Source organism: Paenibacillus sp. OK076 (assembly GCF_900110055.1).
Lineage (GTDB): Bacteria > Bacillota > Bacilli > Paenibacillales > Paenibacillaceae > Paenibacillus.
On sequence record NZ_FOCH01000002.1, the window covers coordinates 856,724 to 883,432 of the forward strand.

At 47.7% G+C, this 26,709-nt stretch carries 15 protein-coding genes and 1 rRNA gene; 15 read left to right on the plus strand and 1 reads right to left on the minus strand.

Translation table 11 applies throughout. The annotated features are described in order from the left end of the window. The first annotated feature begins 178 nt into the window (after positions 1-178). The 14 genes from uvrA to ligA all read left to right on the plus strand — a co-directional run bounded on the left by uvrA (position 179) and on the right by ligA (position 24,205). Entirely contained in the window at positions 179-3,037 is a 2,859-nt protein-coding gene (uvrA, locus tag BMY78_RS22480) for an excinuclease ABC subunit UvrA (protein ID WP_090903588.1), read from the plus strand. Positions 3,038-3,359: 322 nt separating this feature from the next. Next, positions 3,360-3,572, plus strand: a complete 213-nt coding sequence (locus BMY78_RS22485) for a hypothetical protein (RefSeq protein ID WP_090903589.1) — start codon at positions 3,360-3,362, stop codon at positions 3,570-3,572. A 272-nt stretch (positions 3,573-3,844) separates the two neighbouring features. Then, a complete protein-coding gene (locus BMY78_RS22490) occupies positions 3,845-5,011 on the plus strand; it encodes a S1C family serine protease (RefSeq protein ID WP_256222278.1) in 1,167 nt (388 codons plus the stop codon). Positions 5,012-5,054: 43 nt separating this feature from the next. Next, a complete protein-coding gene (locus tag BMY78_RS22495) occupies positions 5,055-6,953 on the plus strand; it encodes a stalk domain-containing protein (protein WP_256222280.1) in 1,899 nt (632 codons plus the stop codon). A gap of 496 nt (positions 6,954-7,449) precedes the next feature. After that, positions 7,450-9,963 carry a U32 family peptidase gene (locus BMY78_RS22500; protein WP_090903592.1) on the plus strand — a complete coding sequence of 838 codons (2,514 nt, stop codon included), beginning with the start codon at positions 7,450-7,452 and terminating at the stop codon, positions 9,961-9,963. Between the two features lie 173 nt (positions 9,964-10,136). Further along, a complete protein-coding gene (locus BMY78_RS22505; protein ID WP_090903593.1) occupies positions 10,137-13,757 on the plus strand; it encodes a DEAD/DEAH box helicase in 3,621 nt (1,206 codons plus the stop codon). A gap of 81 nt (positions 13,758-13,838) precedes the next feature. After that, entirely contained in the window at positions 13,839-14,717 is an 879-nt protein-coding gene (gene galU, locus BMY78_RS22510) for a UTP--glucose-1-phosphate uridylyltransferase GalU (RefSeq protein WP_090903594.1), read from the plus strand. A 181-nt stretch (positions 14,718-14,898) separates the two neighbouring features. Then, entirely contained in the window at positions 14,899-15,447 is a 549-nt protein-coding gene (gene rfbC / locus BMY78_RS22515; protein WP_064641968.1) for a dTDP-4-dehydrorhamnose 3,5-epimerase, read from the plus strand. Positions 15,448-15,502: 55 nt separating this feature from the next. Continuing rightward, on the plus strand, positions 15,503-16,528 hold the full coding sequence (rfbB, locus tag BMY78_RS22520) for a dTDP-glucose 4,6-dehydratase (RefSeq protein WP_090903595.1): 1,026 nt from the start codon (positions 15,503-15,505) through the stop codon (positions 16,526-16,528). Next, positions 16,525-17,406, plus strand: a complete 882-nt coding sequence (rfbD, locus tag BMY78_RS22525) for a dTDP-4-dehydrorhamnose reductase (RefSeq protein WP_090903596.1) — start codon at positions 16,525-16,527, stop codon at positions 17,404-17,406. The genes rfbB and rfbD overlap by 4 nt, the downstream gene beginning before the upstream one ends. A gap of 189 nt (positions 17,407-17,595) precedes the next feature. After that, positions 17,596-18,471 (plus strand): phosphatidylinositol-specific phospholipase C/glycerophosphodiester phosphodiesterase family protein, encoded by an 876-nt coding sequence (locus BMY78_RS22530; protein ID WP_090903597.1) that lies wholly within the window; start codon positions 17,596-17,598, stop codon positions 18,469-18,471. Positions 18,472-18,762: 291 nt separating this feature from the next. Then, a complete protein-coding gene (locus BMY78_RS22535) occupies positions 18,763-19,449 on the plus strand; it encodes a heptaprenylglyceryl phosphate synthase (protein ID WP_371129187.1) in 687 nt (228 codons plus the stop codon). A gap of 292 nt (positions 19,450-19,741) precedes the next feature. Then, a complete protein-coding gene (gene pcrA, locus BMY78_RS22540) occupies positions 19,742-22,105 on the plus strand; it encodes a DNA helicase PcrA (RefSeq protein WP_090903599.1) in 2,364 nt (787 codons plus the stop codon). A gap of 81 nt (positions 22,106-22,186) precedes the next feature. After that, on the plus strand, positions 22,187-24,205 hold the full coding sequence (gene ligA / locus BMY78_RS22545; RefSeq protein WP_090903600.1) for an NAD-dependent DNA ligase LigA: 2,019 nt from the start codon (positions 22,187-22,189) through the stop codon (positions 24,203-24,205). Between the two features lie 151 nt (positions 24,206-24,356). On the opposite strand, the gene BMY78_RS22550 is transcribed toward ligA, so the two are convergent. Continuing rightward, positions 24,357-25,709, minus strand: a complete 1,353-nt coding sequence (locus BMY78_RS22550) for a molybdopterin-dependent oxidoreductase (protein WP_090903601.1) — start codon at positions 25,707-25,709, stop codon at positions 24,357-24,359. 701 nt (positions 25,710-26,410) lie between these two features. On the opposite strand from BMY78_RS22550, the gene BMY78_RS22555 reads away from it, so the two are divergent. Beyond that, positions 26,411-26,709, plus strand: a 16S ribosomal RNA gene (locus BMY78_RS22555); the annotation flags it as partial.

Consider the following 26,709-nt stretch of genomic DNA (forward strand, 5'->3'; position numbering starts at 1 on the left):
GCTGCGGGCACACGACAACCTTCACATAGCAAGACCCGACCATTCACCATTGCACCGCTTGTTTCGGGTGTCCAGAGGGCTGCGCCCTTTGGGGCCCTCCCTTGGAAGGGAGGGTTTGGGAGGGATTGAAAAGCCTTTAAAAAAGGTTGGAATTTCAACATTGAAAGGATGAAACCCATTGGCGAGCGAGAACATTGTCATCAAAGGCGCGCGAGCGCATAACCTCAAAAACATTGATATCACCATCCCGCGTGACCGTTTTGTTGTATTAACCGGTCTGAGTGGCTCAGGCAAGTCCTCGCTGGCTTTTGACACGATATATGCCGAAGGACAGCGACGTTACGTTGAATCATTATCGGCTTATGCACGGCAGTTTCTGGGGCAGATGGAGAAACCGGACGTTGATTCCATTGAAGGATTGTCTCCGGCCATCTCCATAGATCAGAAAACGACAAGTCGTAACCCGCGTTCTACCGTGGGAACCGTTACGGAAATCTATGATTACCTGCGTCTGTTGTTTGCACGTGTGGGACATCCTCATTGTCCGGATCATGGCGTGGAAATTAGCTCCCAGACCGTAGAACAAATGGTTGACCGCATCATGCAATATCCTGAACGGACCCGATTGCAGATTCTGGCACCGATTGTCTCGGGACGCAAGGGTGAACACAAAAGTGTGTTTTCCGATATCTCCAAACAAGGTTTTGTCCGTGTTCGGGTGAACGGGGAATTACGTGATCTGTCCGAAGATATTCAATTGGAGAAGAACAAAAAGCATACGATTGAAGTTGTGGTTGACCGGATAGTAATCAAGGAAGATGTGCAATCACGTTTGGCCGATTCTATTGAGACTGCACTTAATCTGTCCGGTGGACAACTGCTGGTAGATATTATGGGTGAAGAAGAACTGCGTTTCAGTTCCAACTTTGCCTGCCCGGTGTGTGGATTCAGTATTGAAGAGCTTGCGCCGCGCATGTTTTCGTTCAACAGCCCATTTGGAGCCTGCCCGGATTGTGATGGATTAGGTGTCAAAATGATTGTTGACCCGGACCTGTTGGTACCGGATCGCAGCAAAACCATTGAAGAGGGTGCGTTTGATGCCTGGACAGGTGGTACATCCACCTATTATCCGCAGTTCCTCAAATCGGTATGCGAACACTTTAACATTCCGCAAAACGTACCTGTAGAAGACCTGCCTGCTGAACAAATGAACAAGCTTTTGCAGGGTACAGGTACGGAGAAAATTCGTTTCCGGTACGAGAATGATTTTGGACAACGGAAAGAAGCATTGGTTACCTTTGAAGGTATTGTGAATAATCTGGAGCGTCGTTACCGTGAGACAGCATCCGAAGGTATCCGTGAATTCATTGAAGGTTATATGAGTGCTAAGCCTTGTGGAACATGTAAAGGACAGCGACTGAAACGTGAAAGCCTTGCAGTTACGATTAACGATCACAACATGGCGTATGTGACAAGTTTGTCCATTGGAGAAGCTGGTCGTTTCTTCGACTCGCTGCAATTGAGTGAGAAAGAAGAAATAATCGCTAAACTTATTTTAAAAGAAATCAACAGCCGTCTCGGCTTCCTGGTAAACGTAGGACTGGATTACTTGACCCTGAGCCGTGCTGCAGGAACGTTGTCCGGTGGTGAAGCCCAGCGGATCAGACTGGCGACACAGATTGGTTCCAGCCTGATGGGCGTGCTGTATATTCTGGATGAGCCGAGTATCGGCCTGCATCAACGGGATAACGATCGTCTGATCTCCACACTCGCTCACATGCGGGATATCGGTAACACACTGATCGTGGTTGAACATGATGAGGATACGATGATGGCCGCCGATTATATTATCGATATTGGTCCGGGGGCAGGTATCCACGGTGGTACCATCATGTCTCAGGGCACACCGGAAGAAATCATGAATGACGAGAACTCGCTAACGGGTCAATATCTCAGTGGGCGCAAGTTTATTCCGGTACGTACCGAACGCCGTAGTGTCGGGGACCGCTGGTTGGAAGTACGCGGAGCGAAGGAAAATAACCTGAAAAACCTGAATGTAAAAATTCCAGTGGGTGTATTCACCGCAGTAACGGGTGTATCCGGCTCGGGTAAATCAACGCTAATTAATGAGATTTTGTATAAAACGCTGGCTCGTGATTTGAACCGCGCACGGGTACGCCCTGGTCAGCACAAAGAGATTCGGGGTCTGGAACATATCGATAAAGTTATTGATATTGACCAGTCGCCAATCGGACGGACACCACGTTCCAACCCGGCTACCTATACAGGCGTCTTTGATGACATCCGTGATCTGTTTGCACAGACCAATGAAGCCAAAGTGCGTGGATACAAAAAAGGCAGATTTAGTTTCAATATTAAAGGTGGTCGTTGTGAAGCATGTCGTGGGGACGGCATTATCAAAATTGAGATGCACTTCCTGCCAGATGTCTACGTGCCTTGTGAGGTCTGCAAAGGCAAACGGTATAATCGCGAAACCCTTGAAGTCAAATACAAAAACAGAAATATTGCAGATGTGCTGGAAATGACGGTAGAGGATGCAACGCAGTTCTTCGAGAACATTCCGAAAATTCATCGCAAAATGCAAACCTTACTTGACGTAGGGTTGGGCTATATTAACCTGGGTCAGCCTGCAACAACGTTGTCTGGCGGTGAAGCACAACGCGTGAAGCTCGCTTCCGAGTTGTATCGTCGCAGTACGGGTAAAACAATATATATTCTGGATGAGCCAACGACCGGTCTTCATGTCGATGATATTGATCGTCTGCTGAACGTCCTGCACCGTCTGGTGGATTCCGGAGAATCGGTACTGGTTATCGAGCATAACCTGGATGTTATCAAAACAGCCGATTATATTGTTGATCTGGGTCCAGAAGGTGGAAGTGGTGGCGGAACTATTGTTGCGACAGGTACACCAGAGGATATTATTAAAGTGGAAGCTTCCTATACTGGTAAGTACTTGAAGCCAGTATTGGAGCGGGATACGGAACGAAGCAAGACGTTACAATTGACGGAATAAATGCTCCAGTTTACAGCTTGTTTGTGAATATATAACCCTTCTTTTCATGAAGTAGGCGGCATCGGTGTATGATATGATGTCCTCTTCTTCCGAGGAGAAGGGTTTTCTGATATTTTGCCGTTGTGCCAATCTTAATATGACATCGGTGAAAGTGTTTACATATGCGGTAGAGCAAGCATTCCAACAATCGACTGCCAAACTGGATTTTTTTCATTTTTCTGGATGATAGGGCTTGCATTACAAGCAGGGTACAGATAACATAGAGGAAGATATTAGGGTATGCGTTTAGCTGTTCAACTATGGTGAGGAGGTCTGTCTATCCATGCTGTTTGCAGAAGCTGCCGCGGCGAGTACTTCAAATTTTAATGCGTTTGATATTTTTGTCATCTTATTTACGATCCTGATTTTCATCGGAGTGGTCCGTCTGATTCGCGCGCCGAAGAAGAATTTGTTTGCTATCGGATTTGCAGTGGTTAGTCTGTTGGTATTTCTTTTGACGGACTATGCCATGATTACCGGTTGGTTTGGTTCGTAGAGACAAGGCTGGACTTATTTGAAAGCAGCAAGTAGAAGAACAGACAAACACTTTCCAGGGAATGAAGGAGGGTGTTTTTTTGTGTTTTGCAGAGTGGTTCGAACAATACGGTCTTCTCTATTGAAATTAGGTCTTAAAGCGATTGTATAGGAATAATTTGTATGTTAAATTTGAGGATACCGGTATTGCAGATAATAGAGAAAGAGATTCAGTCATGGATCATATGGTTCGGTTGCATAACGGAGGATATATAGAGAGGGTTAGGTGAGAGAATGAGAGTGTTGGGGAAAAAGGGTGTAGCCATACTAATGGCTGCTGTACTCTCGATCAGTGTTGCAGCAACTGCTGGAGCAGCGGAGTCTTCATCAGGTATGCAAGCCAAAGTGGTAGATGGACAAGTCTATGTTAGTTCAACGGATTTGGTCAAAGCGCTTGGAGGAAGTGGGCAATATGACGCCAAATCTGGAACGTTTCAGTATAAGGGCAGTGAAGCAGTCCCGAAAGTAATTGAAAAAGTATCTCCTTCTGTTGTAGGCATTATCGGCAAATCTACTGAATCACAGGATGGCGTCACATCGGATCGCTATAACCTGGCTCATGGCACGGGCGTGATCATCCGCTCCAACGGCTGGATTGTAACGAATGCCCATGTAGTTGATGGATTAATCAATCCTTTGGTCGTGACGACGGATGGCAATACATATAAAATCACCAAAACATACAGTGACCCGTTAAGCGATATCGCTCTAATCAAAATTAATGCTAAATCTCTTAAACCGGCGACCTTTGCCAAAGCTTCACAAACAACCGTTGGAGAAGCCGTCATTGCTATCGGCACACCGATTTCCTTCTCTTTGCGTAACTCGGCGACAGTGGGCGTAATCAGTGGTCTTAATCGGGGAGTGGAGGCAACATATCGGTTGATTCAAACAGATACGGCCATTAACCCGGGTAACAGCGGCGGACCGCTGGTCAACCTGAAAGGTGAAGTTGTGGGTATTAACTCTATGAAATTTTCAGCAGTAGGTATCGAGAGCATGGGATTTTCGATTCCAGTAGATACCGTCCAATATATTATTAATCAGTTCTTTGAATACGGAAAAATCAAGCGTGCAAGCCTCGGCTTGCAACTGGAAGAGAGCTGGTCAGCGATTGTGGGCCTGCCTACAGATGATCCTTTGACGATTACGGGCGTGCTGTCTGCTCAAGCGAAGAAAGCCAAAATCAAAGAGGGAGATGTGTTATACAGTGTGGCAGGCACACGTGTGTCCTCTGTGGTGGATATCAATGAGTTGCTCAAAACGTATCTGCCAGGACAGAAGGTCAAACTGTTAATGCAAACGGACGGCGATATTATCACTCGTACGGTGGTCCTTGCTGATCGAGCGGATATCCAAGAAGAGGAAGATGAGCAGTTCCCTGTAGAAGAAGATCAATAAAGCCCGGCGAGCCATCCGGATCCAGAGAGGACGAATGAACGGAATGAAAAAAACATTTTTACGTGTGCTGAACACAGGTGTGTTAGCCGGGATGCTGAGCATTGGAGCGGCATTGCCTGCGTGGGCATCCGATCTTACAACGAGTGAGCTGCGGATCACAGCAGGTAGCACGAGCGCCTACATCAACGGCAGCAAACAGACAATCGTGAAACCATATAAGTTCAAAGGGGTTACGATGGTCCCTGTCGGTGTATTCAAGAAAGCTTTTGGCAGCGAGATCCGACTGGAGAAGAATGATGTGGTCAAAGTGAAGGAAGGTCCGCATACAGTCACCTTAACGATTGGCAGTTCGATTGCCTGGGTGGATGGAGTCAAAAAAGAGATGGGCGCTGCTCCAAAAATGGTGAATGGCGTGCTCATGGTACCACTTCGCCCAATAGCTGCGGGGATAGGCGCTACACTTGCCCCAAGCAGCTCAGGAGAAATGGTCATTCGATTATTGCAAACGGATGAATCGACGGATGAGGACGAGGGCGGCATTAATCTGGACGAAGGCAAAACGAGAATTGGTAACAGTTATTACGGCTGGTCCATTAATTACCCATCCGACCTCATGATTTTGCAAACGGGTGAGCAGGAGCGCATGATGACATTTGGCGCGGAGGACAGCAGTTATTATCTTGAAGTGTACGTGAGTGACCAGGATGTGAGTCTGGATTCGGATGATTTGTTACAGCAGCTTGTTCAGGAAGCAAAAGAAACCGGAGATACGGTGCTCGATCGGGAATCGATTGCCAAAGGGAAAACCCCTTATGCCCGGATTGTGGTTAAAGATGCGGACGGGGTGTTATGGGAAATGCGCCAATATATCCATGATGGTCGCCAATATGACGTATACCTCGCGGACTATGAAGCTCTGAATTACAAGGATCTGGGCAAGCGTGCAGCACTGCTCAATTCATTCCAGCCTACGTATGTTCAGTCCGATCGTACAATTAAGGATCTTTCAACCGTGGATGAGGGTATGCGCTCTACCTGGAATGACGATTATGGCATTGAACTGAAGATTCCAGCAGGCTGGTCTATGGACAACAACCAGATGATATACGAAGCCAAGGATGGTGCATATCTGCAGCTGCGTGTTACATCTGCACCGAAAGGTGCGACGGTCAAAGAGTGGAGTGGCCAACTGGACAAGTGGATGCGCGAGACGTTCACGCCGGATAGTTATGAACCGATAGGTTCGTATACGATGGATGTATCAGGCGAGACTGCTGAGGTGAATGAGTTCCGTTATAACTTTGGAGATGGATGGCAGACGGAGTTCGATGTTCTTTTGCAAAAAAACGGTTATCGCTATTATGCAGAGTATACGTTCCCTGAGGAGCAGACAAAGGACCGTGAATGGTTTAAGAGTATCATGAAGAGTGTCGTGATTGATTTTGATACTGTATCCGATAATTTCGGCCAGCTGGATGAAGACCCGTATTTGACGGATAAAACAAAAGCTGTGACACGAACGTCCAAACGTTATCATTACAGTGTTGATATTCCGCGTTACTGGACGCCGTACAATGATCGGTTTGAGTATTCTCCTGTTGTGTATACCTTCACAGGTGGTCAATTCTCCATTGCCGCGAGTGAGGACAAATCCATTGAAATGACCGTCAGTCAACTTAGAGAGGCATATACGGAAGCAACCAAAACGCGTAAAAACTTCAAGTTGCTTAGCAGTGAGGAGTTGACGTTTGCGGGTGTGCCTGCGTTTTCCTTTATCTATCATGAAGTGGACAATGGTGTGCCGTATACCGGACGTCAGATCGTGTTTGAACAGAATGGAACGACGTATACGATTACGAGCGGGCTGAATGATGCCAACAAGACGGAAGTGCAGGCAGCAGCGCTGGAAAAAGCCGTGAACTCATTTACTTTTATTAAATAATGCAAAATGCTGAAACAACAGAGATGCAATTTGCCGGAGGGTCGAGAGACCTTCCGGTTTATTTGGTTTCTATATAAAAAAATGGACATTTACACTGGAACGAAGAGTGCAGAACCGATCTGAAGAAGCGAAGCTACAAGCTTTCTGAAGGAAAGCTGCATCGGAAGCATATGCTACGTGTTTATCGAGCGATCGGAAGATGGTACTGCAATCGGAGTGTCTAGTGTAAAGTTTAATGGAAATGAAAATGATAAACGGTTTTTTCAGGAAAGCGTAGAAGAGTCGTTGCAGAAGTGGTACACTATACTAGTTCAGGAGTTATGACTGCTGTTCTGAAAAATAAGAATGACTGTAGGCTTGGGAATCAGGCAATACAGACATAATGTATAGATATAGCGATACAGTGACAATGCAGGCGTATGGATCAAGGTACAGGATGTTAGCAGACAGGGTACAGGGATGAAATCCGGCTATGCCGGTTATGGGGAGGATACACATGAAAACAGCAACAATACGAAGAGAAGACGTTGAGCTTCTGGCACCCGCAGGTGACTGGGATTGTATGCGTTCGGCGGTAGCCAACGGCGCGGATGCGATTTTCTTCGGAGTCGAAAAATTTAATGCACGGGCACGGGCGAACAATTTCCGCATGGACGAGCTGCCGGAGATTATGGCGTTTTTGCACAGTTATGGCGTAAAAGGTTTTTTGACCTTTAATATATTGATTTTTGAAAATGAATTGACGGATGCCAAAGAACTGATTGACGCTTGTGTCGATGCAGGTGTGGACGCCGTGATTGTACAGGATTTGGGTCTGGTCAAAATGATTCGCGAGATCTCACCGGATTTCCCGATTCACGGTTCCACCCAAATGACGATTACGTCACCGGAAGCGGTAGAGTTTACGAAGCCGTTTGATATGGAACGTGTCGTGCTTGGACGGGAGAACAACCTCAAGCAGATCCAGAAGATCGGAGAACAGGCGAAGTTGCCGATGGAAGTCTTTGTCCACGGTGCATTGTGTGTGTCTTATTCTGGGCAATGTCTGACTTCTGAAATGTGGGGCGGACGTTCCGCCAACCGTGGGGAATGTGCACAGGCTTGCCGTCTGCCGTACGACCTGATGGTGGATGGCGAGCATAAACCGATGGGCGATGTGGCGTATCTGCTGTCTCCGAAGGATTTGGCTGCAATTGACTTGATGCCGGAACTGATCGAAGCGGGCGTAACTTCCTTCAAAATCGAAGGACGTCTCAAAACGCCGGAATACGTGGCCAACGTGGTTAGTAAATACCGCAAAGCGATCGACCGTTACTTTGATGGAGATAACACTCCTCCAAGTAAGGAAGAAGTTCGTGAATTGCAGCAGAGCTTCTCTCGTGGATTCACACACGGTTTCCTGGACGGAACGAACAATAAACAACTCGTTGACGGTACGTTCCCGAAAAGCCGTGGCGTCTATTTGGGTCGTGTAGACCAGGTATTGCGTGATGGTGTCGTCCTGAAGCTCGATGCACCAGTGAAACGTGGAGACGGAATCGTATTTGATGCCGGAGATCCGACGAAGAAGGAAGAGGGCGGACGTGTCTACGATGTACGTCGCAAAGGCGTGAAGCTTGAAGGCGAAGCCGAGGAAGGCTGGATCGTGGACGTTGTACCAGGCCGTAGTGACGTCGACCTGCGCCGCGTGAAAGTTGGCGACAAAGTATGGAAAACGAATGATCCGGCGCTGGACAAACGTCTGCGTCAGAGCTTTGAAACCGAGAAGCCTTATCGTATCTTCCCGGTACACGTAAAAGTTATCGGCAGCCCAGGGCAGCCGCTTAGCACATGGTGGACGGACGTGCAGAAGGGCACGACAGTCCGTGTGAATTCCGAGATGGAACTGGATATTGCCCAGAAGCGTCCAATGACGCACGAACTGCTCGAAGAGCAATTCGGACGTCTGGGCGGCACTGTGTTCCAGCTGGAAGAATTGGACGTCAACCTGCACGGTGACGTCATCATCCCGATGCGCGAGTTGAATAACATTCGCCGTCAGGCGGTGGAACAACTCGCGGGCGAGCGCCCTAAACCGCCCGTCTACGTGAAACGGGCGGTGGAAGTCTACGGCGATGCGGTTAAACCGGCAGCGCCAGTTGCTCGCGGTCATGCGGAGCTGACCGCGCTCTGCCGCAGCCTGCCACAAGTGGAGGCAGCGCTGGAAGCGGGTGTCGGCATGATCTATGCCGACTTCGAGTTTATCAAGCAGTTCCCGGCAGCAGTGGAAGCTGTTCGTGCCGCAGGCCGCAAGATTGCGTTGGCAACACCACGCATTCATATGCCTGGCGAGAACGGGTATCACAACAACATCCTGCGTTTGCAGCCGGATGCTGTGCTCGTACGTAATACGGGTGCATTGTACTTCTACTTGCGCCATCGGATGGAGAATCCGGATGCGAAGCACCCTGAATTGATCGGTGACTTCTCGCTGAACATTGCCAATCACAAAGCAGTGGAACTGTTCCTGGAAGCAGGTTGTGACTGGATTACACCTTCTTATGACCTGAACATTCAGCAAATGGTTGATTTGCTGGGACACTCCCGTACAAGTCAGACGGAAGTCGTTATTCATCAGCATCTGCCGATGTTCCATACCGAGCACTGTGTGTACTGTACGTTTATGAGTGAAGGAACGGACTATACGAACTGTGGACGTCCATGTGAAGATCACCGGGCTTCCTTGCAAGACCGGATCGGTATGTCCCACCCGGTACGTGTGGACGAAGGCTGCCGTAATACCGTGTATAATGCAGTGGAACAATCTGGTGCTGAATACCTGACCAACTTCATGGATCTGGGTGTATCCCGTTACCGTGTGGAATTCCTGGAGGAAACTCCAGAGCAAGTGCGCGAGGTTATTGATCTGTACAACCGTGCTCTGCGTGGCGAGATCAGTGGTACACAAGTTTGGAAAACACTGAAAGCAACAAACCAGCTTGGCGTAACGCGTGGTCAACTGGTGAAATAATAGATCGAAACTGGAACAATCAGCAACGCAACAGGCATGAAAGTTTGAAGCAACCCCAATCTCTGCTTTACGGAGCTCTTGGGGTTTTTTCTATAAAAGAGACTTGAATTATACCGATACTAAATTCGTATGTGGTATCTTGTTTGTCAGAGTAATATAGGAGGCGAAGAACCGTGGCGCCATTCACGATGATGGATATCAAATTGCTGTGCGGGGTCACGGCATTCAAACGGGGAGAAGCGTATAACCAATCTGGCAGGGTGACCAACCTGTTCGCCAGTCACGATGAACGCCATTACGAAGCTGTGGTTCGAGGTACAGAACGATACAAAGTAACGGTTGATCTGGATGATGCAGGTGAGGTGGTTGCCGGATGCAGCTGTCCGGGCGATGGGAGATATTATGACTATTGCAAACATGTGGCTGCCGTTTTGCTGGCGATCCATGAATGGGGAGAACAGCGTGACACGGGCTCTCAAACATCGTCGAAGCTGGTGTCTAAACCTGATCGTGGCTCCGCTTCCAGAGTAGGAACGCTGGTGGAGGAGAAGGAGTGGGAGCGTCCAAACTCCATTTCAAATACCGACTCAGTAATGAATGTGGGATCTCATTCAACTTCATCTGCTCAGGCCTTTGCAGCCGAGCCATTGCCTTCCGATTCCAAGCTTGATGACCATGCGGATAGGGATCGTCCGTCTGTGCATTTCGCTCAAGCAGGTCGTCCAAGCTCTGCTCCTGGATGGGGCAGATCAGCAGATAAACCTTCGTACCGCACAGCCGATCAGATTCTTTCCATGTTTGCCAAAGAACGCAGCCCCCTGCAATCAAATGATCGTAAATACACTGCGCCTGTAACCCGGTCTTCATTGCGGGAGGAGCTGCAGCTCCAATTTATATGCAAGCTTGTGCAAGTTCACAAAGGCGGAGCCAAGCTCGCACTCGAACTGAAGGTCGGAAATAAACGCCTGTATGTCGTTCAGAAAGTGAAGCAATTCCTGAATTGCATTGAGAATGGTGAGCCAATGTCGTTTACCAAGCTATTTTTCTATGACCCTTCAATGCATTATTTTAGTCCCCAGGATCAGGCCATCCTGTCTATGCTTATCCGGATGAGGCAGAGTGAGGAGGCTTACCGCGAATCCATCTCCGGTTACTTGGGTGCTTCAGACGGAAGAGATATATTGATTGCTCCTCTGGTCTGGAAGCCTCTATTGGATTTGCTGCTTCAGGCAGATAGCCGGATGGAGGGAACAGGGTTAGCGAATGGACCGCTCACTTTGGGCGAGGGGGCACTGCCATTATTTTACCGTATTGCACAGGGGACTAATGAAGGATATCAGCTGGAGATCTCCGGATTGCGTGAGTTGATTCTTCTTCCAGCCTATGATGCTGCCGTAGTGGAAGGGCAATTGCATATGTTGGAGCCGATGCAGATGCGAAGTCTGGAGGATTTGAGCAGAGCGCTCACTTCTTATGGAATCAAGGAAAGTATCGATATTTCAGCTCAGCAGGTGGATGAATTTGTGCAGCATGTAGTGCCGGAACTACGTACACTTGGACATCTGTCCATCGACTCCCAGGTGAGAGAACGAATCGCAGAACCGGAGCTTGCGCCAAAGTTGTATATCGATTTCTACCGAGAACGGATTACTGCGCGTCTGGAGTTTGATTATGGTGTAATGGTGATTAATCCGCTGGCCGAATATTTGATCGATGAGGAAGAGAAAAAGGTGATTTTGGTACGTGACCGTCATGCGGAGCGTAACCTGATCGACCGACTAGATCGCTCTTTCCTGGAACGGGATGGCAGTGTATGGGCAAGTGAACGAGAAGATGCGGTATACGATGTGATGTACCATCTGCTTCCAGAGCTTGAGAAGCAGGTAGATATCTATATTCCGAATACGGTGAAGGCCATGGTGCAATCCTATCCGACACCGCCCAAAGTTCGTGCAGATCTGGGCAAAGGCTTGGACTGGCTGGAGATCTCATTCGAGATGGAAGGTGTAGATGAGCTGGAGCTTCAGGAAATTATGCGCAGCATTGTAGAAAAGAAACCGTATTTCCGCTTGCGCAGCGGTGTGTTTGTCTCTCTCGAAAATGAAGGAGCGGACAGCTTCGCACACATGGCGGACTCGCTTGGACTTGCGTCGGGCGATATCAAGGGCAGTCATATTCGGATGCCGGCAGTTCGAGCGTTGCAGCTTCCTGGCCGGGACGAGGTTTCGGGCCATGTGAAGTGGGGAGGTTCCCTGAAACGTTTCCTGGATGATCTTCGTGATCCCGAGCGGATGGATTTTGCACTGCCGGATACGCTTGCTCCTGTGCTGCGTGATTATCAGGCGAGTGGATACCAGTGGCTGCGTACACTCGCATTTTACCGATTTGGCGGCATTCTGGCAGATGATATGGGACTTGGTAAAACGCTGCAAAGTATCGCCTATATCGCGGCAGAACTGAAAGAAAAGCCGAAACTGCACATTAGCAATCCAGGTGATGCTAGTCACACTGTCGATGAGGGAACTTTCGAGAGTAACATCCCAGATGAAGTGCAGGCCGGAATGTTAGACCAACAAACTGCTCATCCCCCGGTACTCGTCGTTGCACCAGCTTCATTAACGTACAACTGGGCGAATGAATTTGCCCGATTTGCGCCGCATTTGCGAGTGCTGATTGCAGCTGGGCACAAAGACGAACGAGCCAGTATGCTCGAAGGTATGGATGATGCAGATGTCATTGTGACGTCCTACCCGCTATTGCGCCGCGATCTGGACACATATCTCGGAAGAACGTTTCATACGCTTATTTTGGATGAAGCCCAGGCGATCAAGAATGCTTCTTCCCAGACGGCTCAGGCTGTTAAACAGATTCAGGCACCACGTCGCTTTGCTCTTACAGGAACACCCGTGGAAAACTCATTGGATGAGTTGTGGTCAATCTTTGAAGCCGTCTTCCCGGGTTTGTTTCCAAGTTATCGCAGATTCCGGGATCTGCCTCCTGAACGGATCGCGCGAATGGTCCGTCCGTTTATTCTCCGCCGTCTGAAGAAAGATGTGCTGGAGGAATTGCCGGATCGTATTGAAACCGTACAACGCTCCGAGCTGAAGGACGAACAGAAGAAACTGTATGCCGCGTACCTGTCACAGCTTCAGGATGAGACATCAAAGGATATGGAAGAGAACGGTTTTCAGAAGAACCGCATTAAAATTCTGGCTGGTATTACACGCCTGCGCCAGTTGTGCTGTCATCCGGCTCTCTTTGTGGAGGGGTATCAAGGGGATTCCGGGAAAATGGAACAGCTGCTGGAGACGGTGCAGGATTGTCTGGCTGCTGGCAAGCGAATTCTCATCTTCTCCCAGTTCGCTAGCATGCTGAATCTGATTCGACAGACGCTCGCTGCACAGGGGAGAGATTTGTTCTACCTAGATGGTCAGACACCTGCCCAGAGTCGGGTAGAAATGTGCCGCAGATTCAATGAGGGCGAAGCCGAACTGTTCCTGATCTCGTTGAAGGCTGGCGGTACCGGATTGAATTTAACGGGTGCAGATACGGTTATTTTATATGATTTGTGGTGGAACCCCGCAGTTGAAGAACAGGCCATTGGACGTGCCCATCGTATGGGACAGAAACAAGTCGTACAGGTTATCCGCCTCGTTACGGAAGGTACAATTGAGGAGAAGATTCTGGAACTGCAGCAGCGCAAAAAAGATTTGATTGCCGAAGTCATTGAACCCGGAGATCGAGGATCGACTACCTTATCCGAGCAGGATATCCGGGAACTGCTGATGGTATAATGAAGTCCAATCACATTGGAGTTTGCCATCATTTAATATATTTAAATATGACTCTAGCAAAAAAAAGGAGTGGGGCTCAGCATGCGCATCCGTAAAGCAATTATTCCAGCAGCCGGGCTCGGTACCCGGTTTCTGCCTGCCACGAAGGCGATGCCCAAGGAAATGCTGCCCATCGTCGATAAGCCGACGATTCAGTACATTATTGAAGAAGCTGTGGCTTCAGGCATTGAGGATATCATTATCGTGACAGGTAAAGGTAAACGGGCCATCGAGGATCATTTTGACTATTCATTCGAACTGGAACAGAACCTGGCTGGTAAACAGAAATGGGATCTGCTGAATGAAGTTCGCAAACCCTCCGAGATGGCAGACATCCATTATATCCGTCAAAAGGAACCGAAAGGTCTTGGACACGCCATCTGGTGTGCCCGCAAGTTTATCGGAAATGAACCATTTGCTGTCTTGCTAGGAGATGACATTGTGGAGTCCAATCATCCCTGTCTTCAGCAAATGATCGAAGTCTATGATGAATTGCAATCTCCGATCGTAGGTGTACAGCCTGTTGATTGGAGCGAAGTGTCACGTTACGGCATTGTGGATGGGGAATTGCTCTCTCGCACCGAAGATCGTGTGTACCGCGCGCGTCGTTTGATCGAGAAACCGAAGACGGATGAATCACCTTCCAATCTGGCGATTATGGGACGTTATATTCTGACGCCAGATATCTTCGATATCCTAGGTCAGCAGTCTGCTGGCGTGGGTGGAGAAATCCAATTAACGGATGCCTTGTCCCGTCTGAATGACCAACGACAGATTCTTGCCTATCACTTTGATGGCCTACGTCATGATGTTGGGGAGAAACTTGGTTTTATTGAAACCACGATTCATTATGCACTTCAGCGCCCGGATTTGCGGGAGGATTTGTTGAAGTATTTGGAGCAGATAGTACAGAACAAATAGAGAAATAGCTATGATTAAACCCAGCCGAAAGTTAGACACCGGCTGGGTTTTTATTCTTTTATGGAACAGTATTGAAATATCATGATTTAACCAGGCCAATGAACGATCACTTGCCCGACGCCTTACATATACATAGATTAATATGAAGAAATGCTGTTAATAGCAATAACGGAGGGATAACATGAAGGTGATTCCGCTGTTTATGGATGGCGCAGCTATATTGGAACCTAAGGTTTATGGCGATCATCGGGGATATTTCATGGAAAGTTATAATGAACGTGTTCTGTATGAAAATGGTATACATCATGTATTCGTTCAGGACAATCAATCCCTGTCCGCAGAAGCTGGAGTTCTTCGTGGACTTCATTACCAGCTTCAGCCCAGAGCACAGACCAAGTTGGTCAGAGTTATATCTGGAGCCATTTATGATGTTATTGTAGATATTCGTACCACTTCACCAACCTTCGGACAGTGGAAAAGTGTCATTCTCAGTGAGTATAATCAGCGGCAGTTGCTTGTCCCTCAAGGTTTCGCTCATGGATTCTGTACACTGGTGCCACATACACAGGTGACATACAAGGTGGATGCATACTATTCGCCTGAACATGACAGGGGTATTTTGTGGAACGATCCAGCGCTCGGAATTGATTGGCCTGTGTCGGATCCCATTCTCTCCGAGAAAGATCAGAAGCATCCTTTACTTCAAGGAGCGGAACTGAATTTTGGGTAACTAAAACAAGCTTCTCGGATCGTACAGTATCTGGGGGCAGAAGGAGAGAGATAACATGAAACTGCTCGTTACTGGAGGGGCTGGATTTATTGGCAGCAACTTTGTGATGTATATGCTTCGTGAACATCCTGATTATGAAATTGTTAACGTGGATTCCTTAACGTATGCGGGCAACCTTGAGAATTTGCAATCGGTAGAATCGAATTCTCAATATACGTTTATCCGAGCGGATATCACTGACGTACAACAGATGGAACAAATTATCTCCCAAGGGATCGATGTAATCGTCAATTTTGCGGCTGAGTCTCATGTGGATCGCAGCATTCTGTCCCCGGATATTTTTGTGCGCACCAATGTACTTGGAACTCAGGTGTTGCTGGATGCCGCGAAAAAATATCAGGTTACCAAATATGTTCAGGTGTCTACGGATGAAGTATATGGCTCGCTTGGTCCAACAGGTTTGTTTACAGAAGAGACGCCTCTAATGCCGAACAGTCCTTACTCTGCCAGTAAAGCGGGTGGGGATTTGCTTGTAAGAGCGTATCATGAAACCTTTGGTTTGCCTGTAAACATTACACGTTGTTCGAACAATTATGGACCTTTCCAATTTCCAGAGAAGCTTATACCGCTTATTATATCTCGTGCATTAAATGATGAGGCTATTCCTGTCTATGGGGATGGGCTTAATATTCGTGATTGGCTCTATGTAGAAGATCACTGTAGTGCTATCGATCTGGTCATTCATAATGGCAAGATTGGAGAGGTATATAACATCGGGGGAAATAATGAACGTACTAATATATATATTGTTGAAAAGATTCTAGAACAACTAGGCAAACCTGCAAGTTTGATTCAATATGTAAAGGATCGACTGGGCCACGACCGACGTTATGGGATTGACCCGACCAAATTGCATACCGAACTTGGCTGGAAGCCCGTGCACAATTTTGAGACAGGGATCAAGGAAACCATCCAGTGGTATCTGAACCATCAGGAATGGTGGACACGAATTCAATCGGGTACGTATCAAGATTATGTAAAGCTTCAGTATGGTAATAGAATGGGTGATCCTGCAGAATGAAGTATAGAGTGATGGTTACAGGGGCTGCGGGACAGCTCGGATACGACGTTGTAAAGACCTTTCAAGCAGGTGGTCATGATGTCATGGCCTGTGACAGGGATCAATTGGACATTACAGACCAACAGCAATGCAGAGATACCATTAACGCTTTTCAGCCTCACATCATCGTTCATTGTGCTGCCTATACAGCCGTTGATAAGGCCGAGTCAGATGAGGATATGGCGTACACAGTCAATGTAACAGGCACTAGAAATATAGCCGTTGCTGCAGAGAAAGTGAAAGCCAAACTGATCTATATTAGTACCGATTACGTATTTGATGGCACCGCAACGAGACCTTATCAGGAATTTGATTTGACGAACCCGCAGACCGTGTATGGCAAGTCAAAGCTTGCCGGAGAGAGATTGGTCGAGAGTCTCTGCACGCGATGGTTTATTATACGAACATCCTGGGTGTTTGGAGTACGCGGCAGTAATTTTGTCAAAACCATGCTGGAACTTCTGGAGAAGCGTCCCCGACTGCAGGTGGTTCATGATCAACAAGGGTCGCCCACATATACTGTGGATTTAGCCAGACTCGTGAGTAACCTTTCATTAACTGAGAAATATGGTATCTACCATGCCTCTAATTCTGGAACATGCACCTGGTATGAATTTGCACAGGCGATTGCAGAAGAAGCATCCAAGCAATCCAGATTCAAACAGAATGCTGTTCTCGAGCCGTGCACCACCGGACAATTCCCACGTCCTGCTCCTCGACCTCAATATTCCGTAATGGATCATCTCGCTATTCGTACAAACGGTCTGCCACCCATGAGAGCTTGGCGTGAAGCTTTGATCGCATTTCTGAATGAATTGAGTATACAACAAGCCGAATAGATGCTGCTTCTTATCCATCCGAAATACTGCACCCCTAGATTTAACAGCCGCCTTCGGGCGGCTTTTTGTTTTACACCTCTCCAATCAGGGTAGTTAGCTATCAAAAAGGAAATACCGCACATGCTTCGTCATATCATAATTATCATACTTTCTTTCTTCCCTACACCTTACTAAGGATGTGAACGCCATATGAAACGAATTGCCGCCGTCATTATACTACTCATCGTAACCGTGGGCACACTCTTTTTTGCCTATGACAGTCAAAGTGAGGAGCAGCATGATGGGTTTACGGCCTATCGACTGATTGCTCATGCGATGGGCAGTATCCGTGAGCAGCCTTACACCAACGCCTATGAGGCGATGATTGCCAACTATGAGAAGGGTACACGGGTGTTTGAGATTGACTTTATGCTGACCTCGGACCGCAAAGCAGTAGCCAGACATGAATGGACCGCCAACATGAGCAAAATGCTGGGACAGGACGAGGAGTTACCCGAAGACAAACAGGCTGGAGCATTGACACATGATGAATTTATGAATACGCCCATTCTGGGCATGTACCAACCGATGGATGCCGAAGGCATTATGGATGTACTGGCCAAGTACCCGGATATGTATATCGTGACTGATACCAAAGAACAGAAGGACGAGGATATTCAGCAGGTGCTAAAATCACTCGTGGACGCAGCCAAGAAACATGACCCTTCAATCCTTAATCGGGTTGTAGTTCAGATCTATAACGAGCCGATGCTCGAAACCGTGAAAGAAATCTACGCGTTTCCTTCTATTATCTATACTCTTTACGCTACGCAGGATACTGAAGCTCAGGTGGTTGATTTTGTACAAAAGAATGACATCGATGCCGTAACCATGCCGGAATATAAAGTAAACCAGAATTTTGTTGCCAAGCTGAAGCAGGCAGGAGCCGTCACCTACGTGCATACCATTAATGACACCGACCAGGTAGCGAACTATGAGAAATGGGGCGTGTACGGCGTGTATTCGGATGTATTAACCGAGCAGGAACTGGATGAGATGAACACACGTTTTGCCTGGAAGCCTTAAGTATTAAATAGTGCTTCAAATCATGCAGTTGCTCCTACTTGAGACTGTTTAACCCCACCTAAGATATGCATGTTCGTGTTCGTAGTAACACCAGGCGCTGACTTAAATTTTGTTGCATTACACCCCTGCCATCTAAAATTACAGGCTTCTCCTGCAATTCCAGGGAAAAGTCTGTGTTTTTTTGTTCCCCTTTTTATACGAACATTGACACTCACTGCCTGCTGACTTAGACTTAGTTTACAAGCTTTTTAGGATGCAGAAGAACCTCTGGAGGAATGTTCGTTGATAGACATGATTAAGCAGTGGAGACATGTATTTAAGCTAGACCCGGACCGGGAAATAACGGATGAAGCACTCGACCTGATCTGCATGTCGGGAACCGATGCCATTATTGTTGGCGGGTCTTCGGGAATTACCTATGACAACACGGTGGACCTGATGTCCAGAGTACGTCGCTACGAGCTGCCCTGCGTGCTTGAAGTATCCGAGCTGGAGGCAGTTGTGCCTGGTTTTGACGGATATCTGATTCCGATGGTGCTGAATGCAACGGATAGCAAATGGATGATCGGACAGCACCAGCAAGCCATCGAGCGTTACGGATATCTGATTCCATGGGATTTGCTTATTGCAGAAGGCTATATTGTCCTCAATGCCGAATCCACTGTTGCCCGAATGACCGGAGCGGATACGGAATTAACGACGGATGCTGCAGTTGCTTACGCCCAGGCTGCGGAACGTCTGCTGAACCTGCCTATCGTATATATGGAGTACAGCGGAACGTTTGGAGATATGGAGCTGGTTGGAGAGACACACAGACAACTCACCAAGGCGCATCTCATCTATGGCGGCGGGATTGATAGTCCGGAGAAAGCTGGACAAGCCGCACAGGTCGCAGACACCGTAGTGGTTGGCAACATTGTTTACAGTGATTTGAACAAGGCGCTGGAGACGGTCCAAGCTGTGAAACAATCTGTTTAATCGGTTGAGTTTACCATTCCCCCAATTTCCCCTCTTGATCTGTTAAAATAGAACTTTGACCTTACTAATTAAAAAGTTATATTAAGCACAATTACGTTTACACAATAACGGAGAGGGCAGAACCAATCTGAAGAAACGAAGTGGTCGTGTTTATCACCGGATTTTCCCTTTGAAGAAGGGGATCAAAAAATCTGGGGATAACAACGATCGGAAGATGGTACTGCCATCGGAGTGACAAGTGTAACCTTCTGATTTTGCTTAACCGATTAACCAACGAAAGGAGCATGCATGCATGCAACCTGTAAATATACATGATGCCGTTGCACGGCTTAACACCCCTCAACGGCAAGCCGTCGAGGCGACGGATGGACCGCTATTGATTATGGCTGGAGCCGGCAGTGGCAAGACGCGGGTGCTCACACACCGGATTGCTTATCTTATTGCAACACGGAAAGCACCCCCGTGGGGCATTTTGGCTATTACGTTTACGAACAAAGCAGCACGCGAGATGCAAGACCGGGTATCCCAACTGGTTGGCGGCTCTCAGGGTCGTGACATCTGGGTATCAACGTTCCACTCCATGTGCGTGCGTATTCTGCGCCGTGACATTGAACGCATCGGCTTCACCTCCAATTTCAGCATTTTGGATTCATCTGACCAATTATCTGTCATTCGTAGTTGTATGAAAGACCAAAACATCGACACCAAGAAATTTGAACCAAAAGCTGTTCAATCGATGATGAGCACCGCGAAGAATGAATTGATCAGTCCGGAGCAATATGAGAAGCAGGCTGCTGACTATTTTGAAGGCATTGTGGCGAAAGTGTATAAGATGTACCAGAAACGGCTCCGTGCTAACAACTCGCTTGACTTTGACGATCTCATCATGGCAACTATTCAACTTTTCAAAGAGGTACCGGAAGTTCTCGACTTTTACCAAAAGAAATTCCAGTACATTCACGTGGATGAGTACCAGGATACCAACCGTGCGCAGTACATGCTGTGCCGTATGCTCGCTGATAGTCATCACCGCATCTGCGTCGTAGGGGATAGTGACCAATCCATCTATCGCTGGCGTGGAGCGGATATTAGCAACATCCTGAATTTTGAGAAAGACTACCCTGAAGCCAATACGATTTTGCTCGAGCAGAACTATCGTTCCACTTCGAATATCCTGAATGCAGCAAACGAGGTAATCGGCCTGAATACTGGGCGCAAACCGAAGAAACTGTGGACGGACAAAGAGGGTGGCTCAAAGATCAAGGTGTACCGTGCGGATTCCGAACATGATGAGGGGTATTTTGTAACGTCCGAGATTAGTAAAAATGTGAAGAACGGCAAATCCTATCAGAACCATGCTATTTTGTACCGTACCAATGCCCAGTCCCGGGTTATAGAGGAAATTCTGATCAAGTCTGATATTCCGTATCAGATCGTTGGCGGCATCAAGTTCTATGATCGTAAAGAGATCAAGGACATTTTGGCGTATCTGCGCCTGCTTTCCAACCCTGATGATGACATCAGCCTTACCCGGATTATTAATGTACCGAAACGCAGCATTGGTGATACAACGGTAGCGAAGCTGGCAGCTGCAGCAGGAGAACGAGGGATTTCAATATACCGTGTGCTTCAGGTCGTGGACGATCTCGGTTTTGCCGGTCGAACGCGGAATGCGCTGGTGGAGTTCTATGACATGATCGCCGCGCTGCATCAGATGGTAGAATACTTGTCTGTGACCGAATTGACCGAGAAGATTCTCGAGATGAGCCAGTACCGACTTGAGATGCAAAATGAAAACACACTTGAATCCCGTGCACGGCTCGAGAACATTGATGAGTTTCTGTCCGTTACCATGGAATTTGAGAAAAATAATGAAGACAAAACACTTGTTTCGTTCCTCACCGATCTCGCACTGATTGCGGATATCGACAGCATGAACGATGATGAAGAGGATCAGAGTGACGCGGTTACTCTGATGACGATGCACAGTGCCAAAGGTCTGGAATTCCCTGTCGTCTTTATCGTTGGTATGGAGGAGGGAGTTTTCCCGCACAGCCGGGCCTTTATGGATAACGAGGAGCTGGAGGAAGAACGCAGACTGGCTTATGTGGGCATTACGCGTGCGGAAGAACAACTCTTCCTGTCTTGCGCACAAATGCGGACCTTGTTCGGACGCACAACGGCGAACCCGCCTTCACGCTTCCTGGATGAAATTCCGGATGAGCTCAAAGAAGATACCTCCATCGCTCGTGACCGCTATCGTCGTGGTAGCAGCGCAGGTGGATCATATGGTGGCCGTGGACTTGGTGCAAGTGGAGGGAGCAATTTTGGTGGCGGAGCAAGCAAGCTGTTTGATCGTCAGAGCCAAAGCGGTTCTTCCGCTTCGTCAGTTACTTCCTCACGGGTTACCATGAGTACGTCGTCCAGCACATCCAGCACGCCTGCCCCGTCGTCGGCATCTAAACCGGTTGCTGCCGGAGCTGGTTCTGATGGTTTCAAAGCAGGAGATAAAGTACAACACGGAAAATGGGGAACAGGTACCATTGTTGGGGTGAAAGGCTCGGGTAATGACACAGAGCTTCAGATCGCATTCCCGGCCCCGGTTGGCCTAAAACGTCTGCTTGCAGGCTTTGCCCCAATCACCAAAGTGGAATAGATATTCATGAACGAACGTAGAGATTGCTCTAACGTTCGTTCTACATAGATCCAAATTATAATAACGGAGGGATGGCCCTGTATGGACCCGATGCACCGGATGGAGCAACTCGTTACCGAGCTGAACCAGCATAATTATCAGTACTACACGATGGATCAGCCGCAGATCAGTGATAAGGAGTATGATCTTCTGTACGACGAACTGGTTACGCTGGAACAGGAGAGTGGTATGGTTTTGCCTGATTCTCCGACACAGCGTGTGGGTGGTGAACTGCTCAAAGGGTTTACACCGCATCGACATTTATCCTCATTGTGGAGCTTGGACAAAGCCCAGAATATAGAGCAGCTGCGAAGCTGGAATACTCGCGTGCTCAAGCTGGTCAATGACTACAACACCAAAAATCCGGACAATCCGTTGCCCGAACCTGGCTATGTGATTGAACTGAAGTTTGACGGTTTGACCCTGAATCTAACGTACACAAACGGTGAGTTGGTTCAAGCCTCTACGCGTGGAAACGGAACCGTAGGCGAGGGCATTTTGGCTCAGGTTAGAACGATTAAGTCGGTTCCCCTCAAAATACCTTATACAGGCGGCACGATTGAAGTCCAGGGTGAAGGCATCATGAACCTGTCTGTATTGAATCGTTATAATGAAACAGCAGCAGAGCCGCTTAAAAATGCCCGGAATGCCGCAGCAGGAGCACTGCGCAACCTGAATCCGAAGACTACCGCTGAGCGGCGGTTGAACGCCTATTTCTATAATGTAGGTTATTCGGATGATATTCAGTTTGCCAACCATCAGGAGATGATGGACTTTCTCCGTGAGAATCGATTCAAAGTCAATCCATCCATTACGTATTTCCATGAGTTTGATGATGTGATGGAGCAATTGGCTGCGATACAGGAGAGCCGTGGTCAACTGGACTACCTGATTGATGGAGCTGTTATCAAAATCACAGACATGCGCACCCGTGAGGTACTGGGTTACACCGATAAATTCCCTCGTTGGGCGGTAGCTTACAAGTTTGAGGCGGAAGAGACCACGACCGTTCTGAACTCTGTTGTCTGGAATGTGGGCCGTACCGGTAAAGTGACACCACTTGCTCGAGTTGAACCGGTTGAGTTAGCTGGGGTAACGGTACAGAACTGCACGTTGAATAACGTAGGTGACATTGAGCGGAAAAATCTGAAATTTGCCTTGGGTACACGTGTCTTTATCCGTCGTTCCAATGATGTCATTCCTGAAATCCTGGGTAAAGTGACTGAAGAGAGTGACGGCGAGGAGATTGTATTCCCTGAGCAATGTCCGGCATGTGGATTCCCGCTGGAACAGCGTGGAGCGCATTTGTTCTGTAACAACAAGCTGGCGTGCAAACCGCAGACGGTGGCCCGGATTTCTCATTTTGCTTCCCGTGATGCAATGGACATTGAGACATTCAGCGAGAAAACGGCGATTCAACTGTACGATGAATTGAATGTGCGTGAGCCCGCTGACCTGTATACATTGCAATTCGATGATTTGGTGAAGCTGGAGCGGTTTGGTGAGAAGAAAGCAAACAACCTTATTGCTGCCCTAGAGCAGAGCAAGGATCGTGACCTCGCTTCGTTCCTATACTCACTGGGTATTCCGAACACAGGTAAATCAACTACACGTATGCTGGCTGACCATTATCGCGACCTGCATGCCATTATGAATGCAACGGCAGAGGAGCTCGTTGAACTTCCGGACGTAGGCGGCATTGTAGCTGAGAGCATCGTGACTTTCTTTGCAGACCCGTTTACACAGGCAGCTATCGAGAAGATGCTGAATTTGGGTGTGAAAGCCCAGGCACCTGAGGCACCAGCAGCGATTGTGGAAGATTCCTTCTTCAGTGGCAAAACGGTCGTGCTGACCGGAACGCTGCATCAACTCACGCGGGAAGAAGCGACGCAACGACTAGAAGCACTTGGAGCGAAGGTAACGGGCAGTGTCTCCAAAAAGACAGACCTCGTTATAGCCGGAGAGAAGGCAGGTTCTAAACTGACCAAAGCTCATGATCTCGGCATTCCTACCATTGAGGATGAGGACGAACTTGTACGTCTTTTGAATCAAGAAGGATAGATTCTGAATGTGGAGTAGGCTTTGATTAAATCGCAGCGTAACTCGAATAAGTAATAGATAACTTAAAGACCCCTGTACCACGATAAGTGGAACGGGGGTCTTTGGTTTGCACATTTATTTAAACTCAACTGTATATCGACAGTAACTCCAATCAGGAACGCGCCTGAGAAGCGCCAGTAAGCCATGCATCCTTGTCGTAACCTCGTTCTTCCCAGTATCCGATATGTTCGCTGTCAATCAGTTCAATACGATTCAGCCACTTGACGGACTTATAGGCATACATCTGGGGAATGACCAATCGTACCGGACCGCCCAGATCTGCTGGAATCGGTTTACCATCATGCATGACAGCTACCATAATATCCTCCATCTGAGCTTGATCCATCGTAATGGCGTCCGTATATACACCATCGCCGGAGTAGAACTTAACGCTGTGCGCTTCGGGTTTTACGCCGGCTTGGTTCAATAGTTGCTTAAGAGATATGCCTTCCCAGGTGTTCTTATATACAGACCAGCCTGTAACGCAATGAAAGTCACTGACCTGAACGGTACGTGCAAGCTTCACAAACTGCTCCCAGTTCCATACTTGCGCCCGTTCAACGAGCCCATCAATCCGGAATGACCAGTTTGCATTGGAAAAGGAAGGTATCGGTGTTACGGTGTATACGCGAAAATGTCCTTCAGCCCCGCCTCCGACGGGCGGTGAGGAAGCTGGCAGTGCTTGTGGCAAAGGCACCATGTGATTGGGATCGTTCTCCAGCATGCTATCTATACTGTTGTCTAGTTTGAGGTTTCGTCCAACCCATGATATAAAAGTAGGCCCTAAAGTCACAGCTAGGCTCACGCCTACAGCAGACCGAATAAAGGCCCGCCGTGTATACACGGGTTGAGGTTTCTCTGGTTGATGGACAGGACTCTCCTTAATGGTACGTATAGATTCGGTGGAAACTAACGCAGCTGGCGTCGTATTTTCATCAGGAGCATCAGCTGGATGCACCATATTTCTACCCTCTGCTACAACTGTCGTTGCTTTTACTGCACGGCGTGCAGGATCTTTTAACCATTTCGTTCGCGTGATGGAGTGGTAGATAATATAAGGCAGGCCAAACCATGTCAGCAAATCATGAACCAGAAGCGCGGTATTCGACAATCTCGGCCCAGCGAGCTTGAACTGCCATAACACAATTCCTGATAACAGCCACCCTACCAGCAGTATAAGAACAACGATTGTATTTGCTCTTTGCCAAGGCCGATTACGAAGTTGTTTCCAATGCTTTCCGGCCAAAAGTAAGTAATACACCACGGGTGCCAGCATAGCTAGCCCGACGACAATATGTAGCCACTTTAACCATACGCGTCCAATCCCAAGTAACTCGCGCCAGAAACCACCGACCAACATAAGGCCTGTTACCGCGAGGATGACAACAATCCAGGCATTCCAGGCATGAATGGAAACGAGCTTTTTACCATAACCCTTTCGAATGTTCTTCAGCCATTGCAGCATTTGCGTTCACCCCATATAGGTTATTCATCAGAGCATCTTTGATATAAATGAAGTCTTATTGTGATTAGAGAGAGGGTTCTGAATTTAGTATTATTGAGTATTGTGTCAGTGACTACTTGAGGGAGTATCATATTCATTCCTTATTCTATATTATATATACCTTATTATAGAGCGTTTGGATCACTTGCATCAAAAGGGGAGGGGAAACACCTCTTATATAAAAGTATCCTCTAAGTGGTTATCTAAATACTATTTGTTCACAAGTAGATGTGTTCATCTATTTTTAGTAAATAGAATTCATTTATTCAGTAACCCGAAGTATCTTTATGTAAATAGAGTTGATCCTTCTGCATTCATATAATCTGTCGAATGATGTAGTTGAGAGTCTCTTGAGTTAGCGGGAGTTGTGGATTATAAATCATTTATATAAAGGTTATTAAAAAGTGCTTGCTAAATAAATTAGATCATGATATATTATTTCTTGTCGCCTCAAACGAATGATTGTCGAAACGCTTTGAACGCTGACGAAAAAAAGAGTTGACAGTTAGTTAGTCAACATGATAAGATAAGATTCCTGTCCGGTTGACAAGCATTAACACGAACGGACAACAAGTTCCTTGAAAACTGAACAAATGGATAGTAACTTTTGATTCATAATGAATCGTCAGTTTCAAAATGAGCTTATCGCTCTTTTCAATACTTTATTGGAGAGTTTGATCCTGGCTCAGGACGAACGCTGGCGGCATGCCTAATACATGCAAGTCGAGCGGACTTGATGAGAAGCTTGCTTCTCAGATGGTTAGCGGCGGACGGGTGAGTAACACGTAGGCAACCTGCCCTCAAGCTTGGGACAACTACCGGAAACGGTAGCTAATACCGAATAGTTGTTTTCTTCTCCTGAAGGAAACTGGAAAGACGGAGCAATCTGTCACTTGGGGATGGGCCTGCGGCGCATTAGCTAGTTGGTGGGGTAACGGCTCACCAAGGCGACGATGCGTAG